The sequence below is a fragment of the Neoaquamicrobium sediminum genome, assembly GCF_013240295.1.
Classification (GTDB): domain Bacteria; phylum Pseudomonadota; class Alphaproteobacteria; order Rhizobiales; family Rhizobiaceae; genus Aerobium; species Aerobium sediminum.
Window position 1 is genome coordinate 93,963 of the sequence record NZ_JABETK010000001.1, and the last position, 16,868, is coordinate 110,830.

At 65.1% G+C, this 16,868-nt stretch carries 18 protein-coding genes and 1 pseudogene; 5 read left to right on the forward strand and 14 right to left on the reverse strand.

The features are described from left to right. Positions 1-8: 8 nt before the first annotated feature. The 5 genes from HK436_RS00510 to HK436_RS00530 all read left to right on the forward strand — a co-directional run bounded on the left by HK436_RS00510 (position 9) and on the right by HK436_RS00530 (position 4,339). Entirely contained in the window at positions 9-941 is a 933-nt protein-coding gene (locus tag HK436_RS00510; protein WP_376769145.1) for an ABC transporter permease subunit, read from the forward strand. A 2-nt stretch (positions 942-943) separates the two neighbouring features. Further along, the gene (locus HK436_RS00515; RefSeq protein WP_173186519.1) at positions 944-1,864 is read left to right on the forward strand and encodes an ABC transporter permease subunit; all 921 of its coding nucleotides are present in this window, start codon (positions 944-946) and stop codon (positions 1,862-1,864) included. Positions 1,865-1,892: 28 nt separating this feature from the next. Then, a complete protein-coding gene (locus HK436_RS00520) occupies positions 1,893-2,621 on the forward strand; it encodes a glycerophosphodiester phosphodiesterase family protein (protein ID WP_173186520.1) in 729 nt (242 codons plus the stop codon). Positions 2,622-2,634: 13 nt separating this feature from the next. Further along, positions 2,635-3,366 (forward strand): HAD family hydrolase, encoded by a 732-nt coding sequence (locus HK436_RS00525; RefSeq protein ID WP_173186522.1) that lies wholly within the window; start codon positions 2,635-2,637, stop codon positions 3,364-3,366. 154 nt (positions 3,367-3,520) lie between these two features. Further along, positions 3,521-4,339 carry an IclR family transcriptional regulator gene (locus HK436_RS00530; RefSeq protein WP_173186524.1) on the forward strand — a complete coding sequence of 273 codons (819 nt, stop codon included), beginning with the start codon at positions 3,521-3,523 and terminating at the stop codon, positions 4,337-4,339. Here the strand turns inward: HK436_RS00530 and HK436_RS00535 are convergent. The 14 genes and pseudogenes from HK436_RS00535 to HK436_RS00595 all read right to left on the reverse strand — a co-directional run bounded on the left by HK436_RS00535 (position 4,330) and on the right by HK436_RS00595 (position 16,865). Beyond that, complete coding sequence (locus tag HK436_RS00535) at positions 4,330-4,929, reverse strand: pentapeptide repeat-containing protein (protein WP_173186526.1); 600 nt, start codon at positions 4,927-4,929, stop codon at positions 4,330-4,332. The two genes, HK436_RS00530 and HK436_RS00535, sit on opposite strands and share 10 nt — an antisense overlap. Before the next feature lies 1 nt (position 4,930). Next, positions 4,931-5,398, reverse strand: a complete 468-nt coding sequence (locus HK436_RS00540) for a flavodoxin domain-containing protein (RefSeq protein ID WP_173186528.1) — start codon at positions 5,396-5,398, stop codon at positions 4,931-4,933. After that, a complete protein-coding gene (locus tag HK436_RS00545) occupies positions 5,395-6,645 on the reverse strand; it encodes an FAD-dependent oxidoreductase (protein WP_173186530.1) in 1,251 nt (416 codons plus the stop codon). The genes HK436_RS00540 and HK436_RS00545 overlap by 4 nt, the downstream gene beginning before the upstream one ends. Next, on the reverse strand, positions 6,642-8,135 hold the full coding sequence (locus tag HK436_RS00550) for an aldehyde dehydrogenase (protein WP_173186532.1): 1,494 nt from the start codon (positions 8,133-8,135) through the stop codon (positions 6,642-6,644). Before HK436_RS00550 ends, HK436_RS00545 begins: the two co-directional genes overlap by 4 nt. 13 nt (positions 8,136-8,148) lie before the next feature. Further along, complete coding sequence (locus HK436_RS00555) at positions 8,149-8,985, reverse strand: aspartate dehydrogenase (protein WP_312860444.1); 837 nt, start codon at positions 8,983-8,985, stop codon at positions 8,149-8,151. Then, positions 8,978-10,651 carry a thiamine pyrophosphate-binding protein gene (locus HK436_RS00560; protein ID WP_173186534.1) on the reverse strand — a complete coding sequence of 558 codons (1,674 nt, stop codon included), beginning with the start codon at positions 10,649-10,651 and terminating at the stop codon, positions 8,978-8,980. The genes HK436_RS00555 and HK436_RS00560 overlap by 8 nt, the downstream gene beginning before the upstream one ends. 10 nt (positions 10,652-10,661) lie before the next feature. Beyond that, positions 10,662-11,450 carry an SDR family oxidoreductase gene (locus HK436_RS00565; protein WP_173186536.1) on the reverse strand — a complete coding sequence of 263 codons (789 nt, stop codon included), beginning with the start codon at positions 11,448-11,450 and terminating at the stop codon, positions 10,662-10,664. Further along, positions 11,450-12,376, reverse strand: a complete 927-nt coding sequence (locus tag HK436_RS00570; protein WP_173186538.1) for a VOC family protein — start codon at positions 12,374-12,376, stop codon at positions 11,450-11,452. Before HK436_RS00570 ends, HK436_RS00565 begins: the two co-directional genes overlap by 1 nt. Positions 12,377-12,395: 19 nt before the next feature. Then, entirely contained in the window at positions 12,396-13,205 is an 810-nt protein-coding gene (locus HK436_RS00575) for an alpha/beta fold hydrolase (protein WP_173186540.1), read from the reverse strand. Between the two features lie 10 nt (positions 13,206-13,215). Next, positions 13,216-13,506 carry an SDR family oxidoreductase gene (locus HK436_RS30900; protein ID WP_244648428.1) on the reverse strand — a complete coding sequence of 97 codons (291 nt, stop codon included), beginning with the start codon at positions 13,504-13,506 and terminating at the stop codon, positions 13,216-13,218. 94 nt (positions 13,507-13,600) lie between these two features. After that, positions 13,601-13,957: pseudogene (locus HK436_RS30905) on the reverse strand (SDR family NAD(P)-dependent oxidoreductase); the annotation flags it as partial. Then, positions 13,957-14,994 carry a Rieske 2Fe-2S domain-containing protein gene (locus HK436_RS00585; protein ID WP_173186542.1) on the reverse strand — a complete coding sequence of 346 codons (1,038 nt, stop codon included), beginning with the start codon at positions 14,992-14,994 and terminating at the stop codon, positions 13,957-13,959. The gene HK436_RS00585 and the pseudogene HK436_RS30905, both read right to left, overlap by 1 nt. Positions 14,995-15,054: 60 nt before the next feature. Further along, positions 15,055-15,822: an ABC transporter permease gene (locus HK436_RS00590; RefSeq protein WP_173186544.1), complete on the reverse strand. Its 768-nt coding sequence runs from the start codon at positions 15,820-15,822 to the stop codon at positions 15,055-15,057. A gap of 68 nt (positions 15,823-15,890) precedes the next feature. Beyond that, positions 15,891-16,865, reverse strand: coding sequence for an ABC transporter substrate-binding protein (locus HK436_RS00595; protein ID WP_173186546.1), 975 nt, complete (start codon positions 16,863-16,865; stop codon positions 15,891-15,893). Between the last annotated feature and the right edge of the window lie 3 nt (positions 16,866-16,868).

Below are 16,868 nucleotides of genomic sequence, written 5' to 3' on the forward strand. Positions count from 1 at the left end.
CACTCGCGATCGGCATCGCGCTCAGCCGCCTGCTGCCGAAGACCTCGGAAGCCGGGCTCAAGACCGCGCATTTCAGCAAGCCAGGCCTTGCGGCGGCGCTGCTCGCCCCTCAACTGCTGATCCTGCTCTTTTTCTTCTTCATTCCATCCTACAAAGCGCTTTCGCTCGCCTTCGTGCAGGTCGACCCGTTCGGTGCTCGGGAAATCTTCGTCGGGTTCGCCAATTTCGCGCAACTTCTGGGAAGCCCGGACTACAGGCAAAGCGTGTTCTTCACGCTCTGGTTCACTGTGATCCAGGCCGTTGTGACCATCGCTCTGGCACTGCTCTTTGCATTCGCCACCGATTTCGTGATCCGCGGCCGCGGCCTCTACAAGAGCGTCATCCTGATGCCTTATGCGATCGCCCCGGTGATCTCCGGCGTGCTGTGGGCGTTCCTGTTCAACCCGGCGGTCGGTCCTCTGGCGCAGTTCATCCAGTCGCTCGGTATTCCGTGGGATCCGAACCGCCGCCCGTTCGACGCGCAGCTTCTGGTGATCGTGGCGTCGGTGTGGAAACACATCTGCTACGACTACATCTTCCTCGTCGCCGCTTTGCTCGCCGTGCCGCAGTCGCTGCTGGAAGCTGCAAAGCTCGACGGCGCACGACCGGTCAGGCGCTTCTTCACGATTTCACTGCCGCTGGTGACGCCGACCATCTTCTTCCTGATGGTCATGAACGTGGTCTACGGACTGTTCGAGACCTTCGGCATCATAGACGCGGTGACGCGAGGCGGTCCGGCGGGTGCAACCAACACGCTCGTCTACAAGGTCTACCAGGACGGTTTCGTCCAGCTCAACCTCGGTTCCTCGGCCGCCCAGTCGGTGATCCTGATGATCATCGCGATCCTCTTCACCGTCCTCCAGTTCCGCGCGCTCGAGCGCCGGGTAAACTATCAGGTGTAACCATGATCGAGCGCAATCTCGGGCTGACGATCTTCTGCCACGCCGTGCTGCTGCTCGGCGCGGCAGCCGTGTGTCTGCCGCTTTACTTCGCCTTCGTCGCCGGCTCGCTGACATTGCAGGAAGTGCAGCAGACACCGTTTCCCTGGGTGCCGGGCACGCACTTCCTCGACAACATCGCCACGGCCTGGAACCAGGGCAATTTCTCGCGGCTCTACATTAACTCCCTGATCGTGACCGTCGGCATCGTTGTCGGCAAACTCACGATCTCGCTGATCGCGGCATTCGCGATCACCTATTTCCGGTTTCCCTTCAGGATGACTGCGTTCTGGCTCATCTTCGTCTCGCTGATGTTGCCGGTCGAGGTGCGCATCATACCGACCTACGAGGCGGTAGCCGACGCAGCAGGGCCGCTACGCTGGTTCGCCGACATCACCGGTATCTCATGGCTTGTCGGCAGCGTCACCGGCTACCAGCTCGAGGCGGCGCTGCAATGGAACATGGTCAACACCTATAGCGGCCTGATCCTGCCTTTGATCGCATCCGCATCGGCGACCTTTCTGTTTCGCCAGTTCTTCCTGACGGTGCCGGAGGAGCTGTGCGAGGCAGCGAGGCTGGATGGCGCTGGGCCAGTGAAGTTCTTCCTCGATATCCTGCTGCCTCTGTCGCGCGCCAACATTGCCGCGCTGTCGATCATCCTCTTCATCTACGGCTGGAACCAGTATCTCTGGCCGCTCCTCTTCACCACCGATGCCGAGATGCAGACGGCGATCCTGGGCCTGAAGCATCTGGTTCCAGTCTCGGATGCTGAACCGGCCTGGAACATAGCCATGAGCGCGGCCTTCTTCGTCATGCTGCCGCCGGCCGTCATCATCCTGCTGATGCAGCGCTGGTTCACGAAGGGCCTGGTCGATTCAGGCAAGTGACATCCCCCAACAAAGGAAATTGACGCATATGGTCTCCATCATCGGTCACCGCGGTGGCCGCAATCTCTGGCCTGAAAACAGCATCGAAGGCTTCCGCAAACTGCTGGAACTGCCCGTCGAAGGTGTCGAGTTCGACGTCCATCTGACGAAGGCGGGCGAGATGCTCGTGATCCACGATCCGACACTCGACCGGACGACGGAACGAAGCGGACCGGTCGTCGAGCTCGGCCTTGGCGAAAATCACAAGGTCAGGCTGAAGGACAGTGGTGGCACGATACCGACGCTGGACGAAGTCCTCGATGTGTTCGCCGGCAGCGCAATCGAACTGCATGTGGAGTTGAAGGCCGACCACGAGCGAAACCCCTATCCCGGCCTTGAGGCCAAGGCGGCGGCGTTGCTCGATGATCGCGGCATGGCAGCTCGCTCGATCATGACGAGCTTCCTGCCCGAAGTGCTGGCGACGATCCGCGAGGTTGCACCGCACATTCGAACGCTGTCCTCGTTCGACGCGAAGTCGGTCGAGCGCTACGGCCTGACCGAAGGGCTTCGCCGGATGCTCGACCTGTCGGACATCATCGCCATCGAGCGGCACGTCCTCGACCAGAACTGGGACACGATCGTCGATCTGGTGCCGGGCGACAGGCTCGGCGCCTGGGTGCCGAACGACGAAGCCGACATCGCATACTGGCTCGGAAAGCCGATCCGCCAGATCACCACCGACCGCCCCGATCTGGCCGTCGCCCTGCGCGGAGCATAAAGACTTGCACAACATGCCATTTCAGACTGCCGCCATTGTGGCGGAACGCGACCCGCTGCAGAACATCGCCCTCGTCATCTTCGACTGCGACGGCGTGCTGATCGACAGCGAGCCCATCGCAAGCAGCACGCTTGCGGAAAGCCTGCGCGGCGCAGGCGTCGAGATCTCGGCTTCGGAATCGCACGTCAAATTCACCGGCAATTCGGTCTCGACTATCCGGCGCATGATCGAGGACGATTACGGCATCACCGACATCGAGCCGCTGATGTCGTCGTGGCACGAGACGCTGTTCCGGACCTTTGGAGAACGTCTGACGGCTATGCCTGGCATCCTGGAGGTGGTGAGCGATCTTCAACGCCCGAAATGCGTCGCATCCAACAGCAGCATGCGCCGGCTGGAACAGAGCCTCGGCCATCTGGAACTCTGGGATCATTTCAAGCCAGCCATCTTCAGCGCCGAGGCGGTGGCAAGACCGAAGCCCGCGCCCGACCTGATGCTGCACTGTGCGCAGGAGTTCGACGTCGATCCGTCGCTTTGCGTGATGATTGACGACAGCCCCCATGGCGTCGAGGCGGCCGTCGCCGCCGGCATGATCGCGATCGGCTTCGTCGATCCCGCCGACCCGCGGCCGGAGCGTGCAAAGGTCCTTCGCGCAGCGGGCGCGGACGCGGTCGCCGAAGGCGCCGGCGAATTGCTGGCTGCGTTGAAAGCGGCGAACGCGCTATTGGCCACCCGCGGATCGTGAGCGGACGACAAGCACGACGTTGGTAGGGCTGGGCGGACGCGCCCAGCAGCGTTAAGTTGGCGGGGTGGGGACGAGAGAGCCCCCGCCTATCAATCCCCCGACTGTTCACATATGACTAAACTGCGCATATATGTGCAGCAGTCTAGGGATCGACATGGCAGAGACAGAACAGCAGGAAGCGGGGCGGTCGCTCTACGTCGTTCCGCCGGTTACCAGGGCAATTGCGCTCCTGCGTTACATCGCAGCAGGCAATCGCTGCCGCAACACCAGCAGCGCCGCAAAAGCGCTGAACATCAACCGCACCACGCTCATTCGCCTGCTTTCGACGCTGGAGGTAGAGGGCATTTTGGAGCCGCTGCCCGACGAGGGCGGCTATCGACTCGGTACGGGGCTGATCGCACTCGCGTCCGAGGCGCTCAACGAGCGCAGCATCCTGCAGGTCGCGCGGCCTTTCCTGAAACAGCTCGTCGATTCGCTCAACCTGTCGGCCCATCTCGGCGTGCTCGAAGGCCGGGAGATCGTCTATCTCGCCCGCGAGACACCGAACTCCCACCTTGCCAGCACGGTGCGCGAGGGAACCCGCCTGCCCGCGCACGCGACCACCATCGGGCGCATCCTGCTCTCCGAGCTGTCACCCGCAGCGCTGAAATCGCTCTATGCCGGGCAGGCGATGGAATCGTTTACGGCGAAGACACGCACGTCGCTCGCCGACCTCGAGGAACAGCTTCGCACGGACCGCTCGCGCGGCATGGCTTGGAGCGTCGCCAACTTCGAACCCGAAATCGGATCGGCCGCCGTCGCAGTCCACGATCATCAGGCCCGCGCCGTCGGCGCGATCAACGTCACCGGCCATGCCAGCGTCTTCGCGGACGACGGTGCGAACGTCGAACGGATCGAGCAGGAATTGAAGGCCGCCGCGCGCAGCATGTCGGAAGCGCTGGGCTATCGCGGCTGGTCGGCCGATCAGATGTAGGTATAGCCGTAGGACAGCGCGAAGGCGCTGTCCGGCAGCGGCGCATTGCCGGCAACCGCGCGACGCAGCCACAAACGGCCATGCACCTGCGTGTCGGAGAAGTCGGTGGCTGCCGGCAGTCGGGCGTCCTGGCACCAGAGCCCGCCGAGCCACTCGGCACCGCTGAAGGATGCCCGTCCACTAATCTCGACGCCCTGAAGCGAGAAATTGCCGTAGCAGGAAATGCGCTCGAAGCTGGCGTCGCCCGCAATGCGCGCTTCATCGAGCCGCACGATCCCGCGGAGTTCCGCCTCGTCGAAAAGCACCGTTTCGCCGAACTGCGCGCGTTCGAAACGCGCATCGTTGGCGAACACCGCACGCTCGAAAGTCGCCTTGCCGCCGAAGCGCGCTCCGCTGAACCAGCTAACGCCCAGAAAGCGCGCGCCGGTTGCGTTGATACCTTCCGGGAAAGTAGCCCCGCTGAGATCGAAGCCTGTCAAATCAAGGCCGGCAAGGTCAAGCGCGCCTTCGCAGACGACGCCTGTCAAATCGACGCAGTCCCCGTGGCGCCACGGCACCGCGATCAGGTCGCGTATCTCCGCCGGTTTCATCTCAGACGGCCTCGCCGATCTTCTGCTCCGCCAGCGCGACGATACCTGCAGCCCATGGAAACGCCAGATCCTCGGCCATGTCGCTGCCGGAGGCGTCATGCGTGACGCGCTCGCCGACCTGCACCGCACCGTAGCTCACAAGCAGTTCCGCCAGCCCCTTGCTGCCGAAATTGAACGTCTCTTCATATTCGCTGTCGCCGAGGCCGAAGATGGCGAAATGAATATCGGACAGGCTGGGGGCTGCGGCCTTCAAGGCTTCGGCGAAGGGCTGGGCGGATGCCGGCAGCTCTCCGTCGCCATAGGTCGAACAGACGATCATGTGGAGACGCCGTGCATCGAATTCGGCCGGGCCGAAATCCGACAGGTTGCGACACTCCACCTCGTGCTCGCCTTCCAGTTCGGCCATGATGTCCTCGGCCAGCATCTCGGCATTGCCTGTCTCGGTGCCGTAAAGCAGCATGATCTTCATAGGTCGGGCTCCTTCGTTTGGCGGGCAAGCGCCAGCATGGCTTCGCGCGAGGGAATCTTGACGCGGCAGCGGTCCTGCGGCGGCGATGCCGTCTCCGCCGCATCGATGCGCTTCCAGTCGTCGTAGCAGACGGCCGCCGTCCATTGCGGAAAGGCGTGACGGCCGGGCTTTTCAAGCCCGGTATCCGAAGCTTCAAGGTCGGCCAGTATGCGCGCTGCAAGAAGCTGCGCATCTGCGCGATTATCTGGGATGGTGCCGCGCGGGCCGCGCCGGAACCAGCCGGTTGCGTAAAGCCCGTCGGCAAGCACGCCCAGCTCAAGTTCGGCCGCACAGCCGACCAGCTCGTCGCGCGGCAGGCCTGCTGCCGCCTCGAACCCGATGGCCGTGATGAAAGCGCTGCATGGCAGAGACATCGTACCACCATTGGCGTCTTGGAACACCGCTTCGCCGACACGTCCGTCCTTGCCTTCCAGCCTGACAGGCGTCAGGCCGAAGCGAAAGGTGACGCGACGGCTTCCGGTTTTGTGGCCGTGTATCGCGTCCAGCGCTGCGATCTTCTTCGCGCCTTCGTCGTCGTCGCTCACACCGGCGCCGACCACCTCGATCGTGACGCCCTCGAGCTTGGCCAGCTCCTTGATCATCACGGCATCGAACTTCGCGTCAGCGGCCGGCGATCGTCCGATGATGTCGATGGTTTCGACCCCCGAGCCCGCCAGCCAATCGGTCGGCACGGGGCCGAGGTCGGAACCGGCAAGCTCGCCCGGCGTCTTGGCTAGCAGGCGCAGGAGGTCGATGGCGACGTTGCCGTTGCCCATGATGACGACATGCCGTCCGAGTTGCGGCAGCGGCTCAGCGTCGGGATGCTCGTAGAGCGCGCGCGTCAGGTAGCCGGCGCGATGCACGCCCTCCAGATGCTCGCCCGGAATGCCGAGCGCCCGGTCTCCGGACAATCCGGCTGCAAGCACCACGGCGTCGTAGGCCTGGCGCAGTTCGTCGAGGGTGACGTCCTCGCCGACAACCACATTGCCGACGAAGCACGCGCCCTGCCGCTCGAACAGGCGCTCGAACTGCCGGATGACGGCCTTCGTGCCCTGATGATCCGCGGCGACGCCGTAGCGCACCAGCCCGTAGGGCACGGGCAGCCGGTCCAGTATATCGACGCGCAATTGCGGGTCAGCCTTCAGCAGCGCCTGCGCCAGATAGCAGCCGGACGGTCCGGAGCCGACGATGGCGACCGCGCGGCTCATGATGCGCGCACCGTCGCCGCAGCCCAGGGATGCGGCGCGCCGGACAGGTCGGTGTAGAATGATTTCTGAGCCATATAGGCCCTGATGCCGTCGCGACCCTTCTCGCGGCCCATGCCGCTTTCCTTTTCGCCGCCGAAGGGAGTCGAGATAGAGAACTGCTTGTAGGTATTGACCCAGACAGTGCCCGACCGGATGGCCTTGCCGACCCGCCAGCTCTTCGGGAAGTCCCGTGTCCAGATACCGCAGGCGAGCCCGTAGTCGTTGTCGTTCGACTGCGGGATCACGTCCGCCTCGTCATCGAAAGGCAGCACCACGAGGACAGGCCCGAACACTTCTTCGCGACAGATGCGTGCCCCGTTATCGACACCGGCAAGGATCGTGGGAAGATAATAGGCGCCCTTCTCGTAGGCCGTGCCCTCGGGCGCGCCACCGCCCGCGAGAAGCTCCGCACCTTCTTCCCGCGCGCGCCGCACATGGTCGGCGACGCTGTCGCGATGGTCGAAGTGGACCAGCGGCGCGACCTGTGTATCGGCCTCGAAAGGATGCCCGACCTTGAGCCGCTTCGTCGCTTCCACCAGCCGCTCGACGAACTGCGTGTAGATCGGCCGTTCGACGAACAGGCGGGCGCCGGCGATGCAGCTCTGCCCCGTCGACGAAAAGATGCCGAACAGCACGCCGGCCAGCGCCTGCTCGATATCGGCATCGGCAAAGACGATCGTGGGCGACTTGCCGCCGAGTTCCAGCGACACCGGCATCAGCTTCTGCGCGGCCTTCAGCGCAAGCGCCCTGCCGGTCTCTGTGCCGCCGGTGAAGCTGATCTTGGCGATGTCCGGGTGCTCGACCAGAAGATTGCCAATCTCGCGGCCGGACCCAGGCAGGACGGAGAACAATCCCTTCGGCAGGCCGGATGCCTCGACGATGCGAGCCAGTTCCAGGGAGACGAGCGGCGACCACGAGGCGGGTTTCAGCAGCACGGCATTGCCTGCGGCAAGCGCTGGCGCGGCCTTCTGCGCATCGGATGCGATGGGCGAGTTCCACGGCGTGATTGCGCCCACCAGACCCAATGGCTCGTGCACGGACATGGTCAGGGCGTCGCCGCGCTGCGCCGTCAGCGCTTCGTCCGAGGTTTCGAGCACCGCGCCGAAATAGCGGAAGGTGCCTGCGGCGGAAGCGGCGAGCGCGCTCGTTTCGCGCAAGGTCTTGCCGGTATCGCGGCTCTGGATATGGGCGATGCGCTGCGCATTGGCCTCGATGCCGTCGGCAATCGCATAGAGAAAGCGCGCGCGCTCATGCGGCTTGAGATTGCGCCATGCCGGATCGGCCTGTGCCCGCTTCGCGCGTTCGATCGAGCGCTCACCGTCTGCAACCGATGCACCGCGCAAAACCCTGTTGACGCTGCCGTCAGCAGGGAAGATCGAGACGATCTCGGCGCCTGTGCCCTCTTCCCATTCGCCGCCGACGAAAAGCTTGTTCTGCGGAAGTTCTATCATCTCTGGCTCCACCTCAGATCGACACGGGGCCGATGCGGTTGCGGATTTCCCGCAGCACGCTGTAGACCGTGGACACGGACGTCTTGGCGTTGGCTGCGGACGGAAGGTTCTCGATACGCATCGTGTACTTCGCCAGCGGCGAGACGACTGAGTATTCATGCACGTTGCCGGGCGCGGCGGGGTCAGCAATCAGTTCGACATGCGTTGCTTCGAAGCCGGCGCCGGCGAGCGCCAGCGTTGCGGCGACATTGGCGTTCTTCGGGTAGGCGCGCGCCGCCTCGCGCGCAGTGCCGGTAAAGAACGTTTTGGGTTCCCGCAACGCGCCGAGATTGATCAGGGCTTCGGCCGGCGTTCCGCTCCAGGCGAGTGGCGGCTTCGAGCCGCGATAACGCACCTCGAGACCACCGGCCTTTCCTATTGCCGCGAGAAGGTCGATGCCGCCGACCGCGCCCGCCGGCAGGATCAGTCGTGCCTTGCCTTCGGCCGCAGCCGTGCGCAGTTCCAGTTCTAGAGGGGCGTCTGCGAGCGCGCCGATCGAAACGATCACCACGTCCGTTCCCGCTCGAAGGACAGGCGGCACATGCGCCACGACTGCGGCGTGCCCCGCGCATTCGACCACCATGTCCGGCCGGTCTGCGAGCAACGCCTGAACATCGGTGACGACTGCGGTTTCGCGCGCAGCGCCCGCAAACTCGCCCGCCAGCCGCGCTGATGCTTCGTCGGCGGAATCGGGCAGGCACAGCACCGTCAGCCGCTCAAGCGGCGCGTCGGGCATGCCGGCCAACTGGCCGAGCAGCGTGACGGCGATGTTGCCGAAGCCGATCAGTCCCAGCCGCATCGGCTCACCCACCGTTTCCGGCTGCGCCGGCGGGAGGCCCGGCGAACGCTTCGTTGAACGGCCCGATCGTACACATGTCGATCTCGATCAGGCGCGGGCCTTCAGCGGCCAGCGCCTCGTCGAGGAGCGCGGGGAAATCCGCAACGTCGCGCACCAGCGTGTGTGGCATGCCGATCGAGCCGCAGAAGGCAGCAAAGTCGGGGGTCGCGAGCGCCGAATAGTGCCGGCGGTTGCCATATTGCGCATCCTGGATGTTCTGGATCACGCCGTAGGCCTTGTCGTTCATCAGCAGGTACACCAGCGGCGCGTTCTCTTCGACGGCGGTGATCATCTCGGCAAGGCCCAGCATCGTGCCGCCGTCGCCCAGCAGCGTGACCGCCTTCGCCCCTTTCGATCCAAGTGCGGCGCCGACGCCCATGGCCACGCCCTGCCCGATGCCGCCGCCCAGCGCATGAACGCCGAGATTGGGTCCCGCGATGCGGACATAGCGATTGCCGAAGGTCGAGTTCGAGATGGTGACATCGCGCACCCACGGATGGCCGCCGGCGAAGATGCGGTCAGCCAAGGTATCGGCGACGACACGATATGGCCCAAGGACATCGCGCATCCTGCCTTCGGCCTGAGCCCGCGTGCGGGCGATGTCGAAGGACAGATTCGTGTCCGTATCCAGCGTATCGGGCAGCCTTTCGAGCAGGCGCGATAGCGTGTCGGCGGCATCGCCGTGCGCGAACACCTCGACGGGATAGTTGCGCCCGCCCTGAGCCGCATCGGCATCGATCTGCACCAGCGGTCGCGGCAGCGGCAACTTGTTGTTGCGGGTCTCGTTGCCACGCAGGCGCGAGCCGACGACGATCATCAGGTCGCAGCTCTTGTAGAGCTCGACCGCCTCCGGCGTCATGTTGAAGGCGCCGAGCGTCGCGGGCTCAGCCTCCGAAACGGTAGCGCGGCCGTTGGTCGACGTGACCACGCCGAAGCCGCGCCGCATCAACTCGGTCGCCTCGCGCGACGCGCCGACCGCGCCGCCGCCGAGCCACAGCAAGGGACGCCTGGACGCCTTCACCATCTCCGCGATCTCGTCGATGACGGTATCGGGTGCTACCGGGCGCGTGGGCTGCGGGCGGTGGATGCGTTCGGTGGAACGGGCAGGCTTGCGCTGCACGTCGACCGGGATCTCCAGGCTCACCGGCCCCGTCGGGGCGGAAAGAGCAGCCGAGACGGCGGCGGTCAGCACGCCGATGGCGCCGTTGGCATCCCACATGCGGAACACCGCCTTGGAGACGCCACGCAGCATTTCGGGCTGGCGCGGCACATCGTGGATTGCCGCGCGGTCGCGGTCGGCGAATTCGAGATCGACCTGCGTGGTGATGTGCAGCACCGGTGAACCAGCGGTCAGTGCCTCGGCCTGTGCGCCGGCGGCATTGCCGGCAGCCGTGCCGGTGGACGTCAGGCAGACGCCCAGCTCACCGGAAACGCGCGCATAGGCATCTGCCATGTTCATCGCGCCCGCCTCGCCGCGCGACGGCACGAAACGGATGCGGTCCTGGCGGGCGATGGCGTCGAGGATCGGCATGTTGTGGATCGAGATCACGCCGAAAACCGTGGTGACGCCGATCTCGGCGAGATAGCGGGCGATGAAGTCGCCGACCGTCTCCGAAGCTGCAATGGTTTCGAGTTTCATCTCGTATCCTTCAAATATGACGCGCCAGGCCGCCCGAAACCTCGAGGTGAGCGCCTGTGATGTAGCTTGCTCCCGGCGACCCCAGGAATGCGATGGCCGAAGCGGCTTCCGACGGGTCGCCGAGGCGACCGAGCGGAATGCCCTTGTTTTTGGCCAGCGCGCCGTACCATTCGGCCTTGCTCTGGCTCTGGTCCTCACGCTCGGCGAAGCGGCGCAGCCACTGGCCGGAACCGACCATGCCGATCAGGATCGAGTTGACGCGAATGTCGGGCGCCAGTTCGATCGACAGCGACTTGACCAGATTCTGCACCCCGGCGCGGGCCGAGGAAGTGCAGACCATGTGCGGCTCGGGTTGGTAGGCAAGCAGCGAATTGACGACGACGATCGACCCCTTCGCCTCGCGCAGCATCGGCAGAAAGGCCCGCACGGGATGGATCTGGCTGAACAGCTTCAGCTCGTATTCGGCGCGCCAGTCGTCGTCGGACGTGTTGGCGAAGGTCGACTGCCGCCCCTGCCCGGCATTGTTGACCAGCAGATCGCAGCGGCCGAAGCGCTCCTTCACCTGCGCGGCAAAACCGTTGACGGCGTCGGGATCGAGCACCGAGAACGCGCTGGAAAGCACATTCTCCTTGCCGAAATCACGGATCAGAACCGACGCGACGTCGTTGAGGCGGCTTTCGGTGCGGGCGCACAGCGCAACTTTTGCCCCCGACTCCAGCAGCGTCTGCACGGTCGCGAGGCCGATGCCCGACGAACCACCGGTGACGACGGCCACCTTGCCGGCATAACCATAGTCCATCACGCGACCTCCTTGCCCGATGCTAGCTCGGGAAAGCCCGGATCAGGCCGCCCCTGCATGACAGCACGCTGCGCCGGCGTAGGCGGTCCCGCCGTCATCCAGCGGTCCATCGCTTCCGGATTGTCGCGCGGCCACACCTTCGCCTCGTGAGTCGTCTCGTCGATCTGCTGCAGTTCGGAGGTGAACTCGATGACGAAACCGGACGGCGAGACGAAGTAGGCGAAGGGATTGTTGCCCGGTCCGTGACGGCCAGGCCCCCAGGTCGGTACGTGGCCCTTCTGCTTCATGCGCCCGATGCCGCGCATGAACTCGTCGATCGACGGCATCTCGAAGGCGACGTGATTGACGCTGGCATAGTTGCCGCGCACCAGCGCGATCGAGTGATGGTCCGAGTTGCAGCGCAGGAACACCATCTGGTCGGCGGAATAGTCCGACACGCGGAAGTCGAGAACGCGGGAATAAAACTCCTGCACGCCCTCCATGTCCGGCGTGTTGAGCACCACATGGCTGACCTTGCGGGGCTTTGCCCATTCCGGTTCCTCGTCCAACGACATCGCCTCCGTGCGGAAGCGCAGACGCCGATTGTCGGGGTCGAGCATCTCGAAGCCGTAGCCGCCGGCGTAATCGTCGAACGGCGCAGGTTCGCCGAGCACGATGCCGCCGCGCTCGATGATCTGCGCGTGGAGCGCGTGCATGGAGGCGCGATCCGGCATTGCGAAATGCACATATTCGATGCCGAAGACAGGGCCGTCCTTGAGGCCGTACAGGAAAGGCTCGCTGCCGGTGCCGCGCAACAGCGCGATGCCGTCTTCCTTGTGGGCGAGGCTCAGGCCCCACATGTCCTCGTAGAAGGACAGCGTCTGCGTGATGCCCGGTCCACGCATCATGATGCCTCGAAGACTGCCGACGCGAACGGTCTCTGCCATGTCTCTTCTCCTCCCGGCTCTAGCCGACGGTTTCTGCAAGGGCTGCGAGCGCGCCGGCAAAGGCGGCTGGAGCCTGCTGATAAAGGGCGTGCCCCGCAGCCGGCACGATTGTGAGCGCGCCGCGCCACGGATCGCGAAGTGCCGCGTGCGCGCGGCGCGCCGAGTCCGGCGGAGTGACGAGGTCTTCCGCGCCAACGATCACATCCGTCGGCACCTGCAGCCGCTCGGCATCGTCGATGAGGCGACCCGATGCCAGCATGCGAGCGGCCTGCGGGTAGCCGGGCCTCGTAACGCGCGCCATGCCGTCGCGTACGCGGCGGACGATCTCCTGATTGCTCTCCGGCTGGTAGACGAGCCGCGGCGCGCGCAAGGCTGCGAACTGGTCCGGCCCGAGCGTTTCGAGGTCGTCGATACGCGCCTGTGCCGCCGCGCTCAAAGCAGCGCCGCGCGGCACACCGTGGCCGAGCGCCGGCGAACTCAGCAGCAACCGGGCGACGCGTTCGCGGTGCGTGGCGGCAAAGGAAGCCGCCATCAGGCAGCCGAGTGAGTGGCCCGCCAGCAGCACGCGTTTCAGGTCCAGCCGGTCGAGAAACGCGCGCAGCGCCTCGGCATAATCGAGCGCCAGCGGCCACTGCGCATCTAGGGCGGCTGAACCGCCGTAGCCCGGTGCGTTCCACGCGATCACGCGCCAGTCGCCCGGGATATGGTCGAGCAACGTCGAAAAGGACGCGGCGTTGGAGCCGACGCCATGCAGCATCACGAGGACCGGACCGTTGGCACCCGGCCGTTCCAGATATTCGATGTTGCCGTTGATATGCTGTTCGAACATCACTGCCGCCTCAATTGAACACGAAGCCGTTGTTGACCGGCAGCACCTGCCCCGTCAGCGAAAGTGCGCCAGCGGAAAGCAGGAAGGAGACAACGTCGGTGATCTCGCCGGGCGCCTGAGGCCCTGGAACCGCCCTGCCCTCGGCGTAAAGCCGGTGGCGCGCCTCGGGCACGTAGTCGGTGGACTCCGTCGTCAGGATGCCAGGCGCCACCGCGGTGACCCCGATCCGGTCGGGGCCCAACTCGCGAGCGAACGAGCGCGTCATGGCCATGACAGCGCCCTTGCTGGCGACATAGGACATCAGGCGCGGCGCGCCCCACAGTGCGGTGTCGGACGCGACATTGATTGACGATGCGACCGGAACCGGAAGCCTTGAGCGCGGGCGTGGCGGCGCGGGTCATGAGCCAGGTGCCACGCACATTGACAGTCATCACCCGGTCCCAGCTATCGATCGCGATTTCGTCGTAAGGGATGCCGCCGATGCCGGTCGCGATGGCGCCATTGTTGACGAGCCCGTGCAGCACACCATTCCCCTCTCGCGCGAGATACGCGCCGACCGCTTCGATCGAAGCCGGATCGCCGAGATCCACGGGCAGGAAGCGCGCGCCGAGGTCCTGAGCAACCGCACGGCCTTCGTCCTCCGCGATGTCGGCGAGCAGGAGGTCAGCCCCCTTTGCCGCCAGGCTGCGGGCGATCTCCACCCCCAGCCCGCGCGCAGCGCCCGTGACGAGTATGGTGCGTCCGTCGAGCATCAGCCTGCCGTCTGCTCCAGCTCGGCCTCGACCTGGCTCTTGGCGGCGCGCGTCAGAAGCTGGCGCACGCGCGAGACACCGAGATCGTGCTGGTAAAGCATCTCGCGCCTGCGGGCGTCGTCGGGCATGCCCTCGAGCATGACGCGATCCTGTTCCAGAACGTTCCAGTGGTTGCGCTCCAGCCGGGCGCGATAAAGGAAACGCCAGCTATCGCGCGCGAGCCCGGAGACCTGCCGCATACGCCAGAAGAAGACCTTGCAGGTCGTCGCGTCGACCGGCGTCACGAAGCCGATGATGCGGAAGACGCCGCCGGGTCCGGCAGCCGGCGGATACGGGATCTCCAGGAAGCAGAACATCGAGCCGGGATGCACCTCGAACTCTGTCCAGTCGAAGTTTTCGCCGACCTGGCCGACACGGCTGATGCGGAACCCGGCGTCGGTCTTGTCGAGCTTCATCAGGTCCTGCTTGGAGCCAAAGGCAAGCGTGAAACTTTCGGCATGCAGGTAGCAGCCGTGCATCGGGTCGGCGAGGTTGTCGAGCGCGTAGCGGTAGTTGGTTTCCCATAGCCCGGTGCAGAGGAAGCCGGTCCAGTCGTCGCTCGTCAGTTCCTTGGGCAGCACCAGCTCCGGCGCCTCGGGCTGTTCGATCGACGGCACATAGACAAAGACCGCGTCGTTGGCCTCGGTCACCTCGAACGACTTCAGCGCCTTGCGCCCTTCGAGCGCGCATTCCGGCATCGCTGGAACCCGAACCACCACGCCATCGCCGTTGACGACCACGCCGTGATACCGGCAGCCGATATTGCCCTCGTGGATTTCGCCATAAGAGAGCGGCGCGCCGCGATGCGGGCAAAAGTCCTCGACGCAGCGCAGTCGGCCCTCAGCGTCGCGCCACAGCACGATCTTGTCGCCGAGCAGCCTTGTGCCATAGGGCTTCGTGGCCTTCACCTCGACCGACTTCGCAACCGGATACCACTGGCCGAGCAGGCCGCTGTTCACCCGGTCCTCGATCAGGGATTTCTTGTCGGTGGCTGTCATGTGCGTCTCCATCCTCGATGGTCGGAGGCCTCCCGCCTCCGCAATGTTTCGAACGGCCTGCTAGTGCTGGGCCTTGGGCAGGTAGTGGAGCACCCGCTCCTCGATCATGACGAGGACCGTGTAGAGCAGGTAGCCAATGACGGTCAGGAGCACGATGGCGTTGAACACCATCGCCGCGTTCGCCTGTCCGCCGCCGTAGGAAATCAGGAAGCCGAGGCCGGTATTGCCGCCGACCAGCTCTCCGACCGTCACGCCGATGACGGCGAGGGTCGAGGCGATGCGCAGCCCGGCCATCAGGTTCGGCACGGTGGACGGCATCTCGACCTTCAGGAAGATGCCCCAGCGCGACAGGTTGTAGGCGCGCGCCAGATTGACCAGATCGCGGTCGACGGTGCGCATGGCCTGCAGCACGTTGACGAGAACCGGGAAGAACACGATCAGCACGGTAACCAGCAGCTTCGGCATGGCGTTGTAGCCGAACCACATGATGAAGAGCGGCGCGAAGGCGACCTTCGGGGCGATCTGCAGCGCCAGAATGTAGGGCGACAGCACCTTCTCCCAGAATTCGGACATGCCGAGCAGGTAGCCGATCACCGCGCCGAGCAGGCTGCCGATGGCAAAGCCGAGCACGGTGTAGAGCGCGGTGGAGAGCGTGTGGCCGACAAGGCCTTCCTGCATCCACATGCGCTTCAGTTCAGCAAGACAATCCGTAACCGTCGGAATGATGAACTTCGGCACGTCGAGCGCGGGCGGCAGGAACTGCCATGCGAGCAGCACGAGCACCAGAAGACCAAGGCTGACGACGAGCGTTCCCGAGCGAGCGTTCATGGCTGGCTTCCGTGGTTTGGTTGCCGAGACCGGAGCGCGTGCTCCGGTCTCTATCGAGCTTGCCTGTGTCATTGGACAAAGTCGTTCGTGTAGAGATCCTCGACGGGCACGGCGGTCTGGACGATGCCGTTATCGACGTAGAAGGCCTGCACCTTGGTGATGCGCTCCGGATCGAAAGCGCCGAGCGGCTGGTTCTCGGCTTCAGGGTACACGAGGGTCGCGTAGGAGCGCATGATGCCCTCGATCTCGGCTTCCTTGCCCGCGTGCTGCGGCATAGCGGCAACGTAATCCTTCGCCGCCTGCGCCGGATCGGCGGAGATGTCCCCGACAGCCTTCAGCACCGCGCCGACGAAGCCACGAACGATCTCAGGCCGCTCGGCAATCGTCTTGTCGGATGCGATGATGGCCTGCGCCATCGCCGGGAACACTTCGTCGACCGGCATCTGCTCCATCTCGACCCCGGCCGCCTCGATGGCCGCGATCCACTCCGGCACGCCGGAGAGCGCCTGCAGATTACCTGCGATGGTGAGCTGGATGATGCCGCCCGGCCCGACAGCCTGTATGTCGGCGTCGCCCTTCGACAACTCCATCGAAGCGAGCACGCCGAGGAGGTTGTAATAAGTCGTGTCCTGGAAGGCGAGGACGCCGATCGCCTTGCCCTTCAGGTCGGCCGGGCCGGTGATGCCGCTGTCCTTGCGCCATGCAAGCTGTGTCAGGCCGCGCCCGCCGAGCAGCGCCACACCGCGAATGTCGAGACCGTTGGCCCGCACGATGATCGGCGTGTCGCCGATGCCGCCGCCCAGATCGGCGTTGCCGACGGCGACCTGCGTGGCCACATCGGCACCGCCCTTGCCGACCTGGAACGTCACCTCGAGGCCGGCCTCGTCGAAATAGCCCTTGCTCTTGGCAAGCTGGAAGGGGGCGAAGGCCGGCAGGAAGTCCGGCGCGGGGAAGAGGTAGGTTACCTTTTCGGCAGCGAAGGCGGCCGTCGCGGAAGCCGCCAGCATTGCCGCGGCGATGGTCGAACGAAGCATGTGTCTCATGAA

Coding starts and splice junctions, on each gene's coding strand:
- HK436_RS00550 (WP_173186532.1), bottom strand. CDS start 8,135: ATGATAGAACTTCCGCAGAACAAGCTTTTCGTCGGCGGCGAATGGGAA.
- HK436_RS00525 (WP_173186522.1), top strand. CDS start 2,635: ATGCCATTTCAGACTGCCGCCATTGTGGCGGAACGCGACCCGCTGCAG.
- HK436_RS00535 (WP_173186526.1), bottom strand. CDS start 4,929: ATGAAACCGGCGGAGATACGCGACCTGATCGCGGTGCCGTGGCGCCAC.
- HK436_RS00540 (WP_173186528.1), bottom strand. CDS start 5,398: ATGAAGATCATGCTGCTTTACGGCACCGAGACAGGCAATGCCGAGATG.
- HK436_RS00515 (WP_173186519.1), top strand. CDS start 944: ATGATCGAGCGCAATCTCGGGCTGACGATCTTCTGCCACGCCGTGCTG.
- HK436_RS00595 (WP_173186546.1), bottom strand. CDS start 16,865: ATGAGACACATGCTTCGTTCGACCATCGCCGCGGCAATGCTGGCGGCT.
- HK436_RS30900 (WP_244648428.1), bottom strand. CDS start 13,506: ATGTCCTATGTCGCCAGCAAGGGCGCTGTCATGGCCATGACGCGCTCG.
- HK436_RS00565 (WP_173186536.1), bottom strand. CDS start 11,450: ATGGACTATGGTTATGCCGGCAAGGTGGCCGTCGTCACCGGTGGTTCG.
- HK436_RS00570 (WP_173186538.1), bottom strand. CDS start 12,376: ATGGCAGAGACCGTTCGCGTCGGCAGTCTTCGAGGCATCATGATGCGT.
- HK436_RS00590 (WP_173186544.1), bottom strand. CDS start 15,822: ATGAACGCTCGCTCGGGAACGCTCGTCGTCAGCCTTGGTCTTCTGGTG.
- HK436_RS00575 (WP_173186540.1), bottom strand. CDS start 13,205: ATGTTCGAACAGCATATCAACGGCAACATCGAATATCTGGAACGGCCG.
- HK436_RS00530 (WP_173186524.1), top strand. CDS start 3,521: ATGGCAGAGACAGAACAGCAGGAAGCGGGGCGGTCGCTCTACGTCGTT.
- HK436_RS00585 (WP_173186542.1), bottom strand. CDS start 14,994: ATGACAGCCACCGACAAGAAATCCCTGATCGAGGACCGGGTGAACAGC.
- HK436_RS00560 (WP_173186534.1), bottom strand. CDS start 10,651: ATGAAACTCGAAACCATTGCAGCTTCGGAGACGGTCGGCGACTTCATC.
- HK436_RS00545 (WP_173186530.1), bottom strand. CDS start 6,645: ATGAGCCGCGCGGTCGCCATCGTCGGCTCCGGACCGTCCGGCTGCTAT.
- HK436_RS00520 (WP_173186520.1), top strand. CDS start 1,893: ATGGTCTCCATCATCGGTCACCGCGGTGGCCGCAATCTCTGGCCTGAA.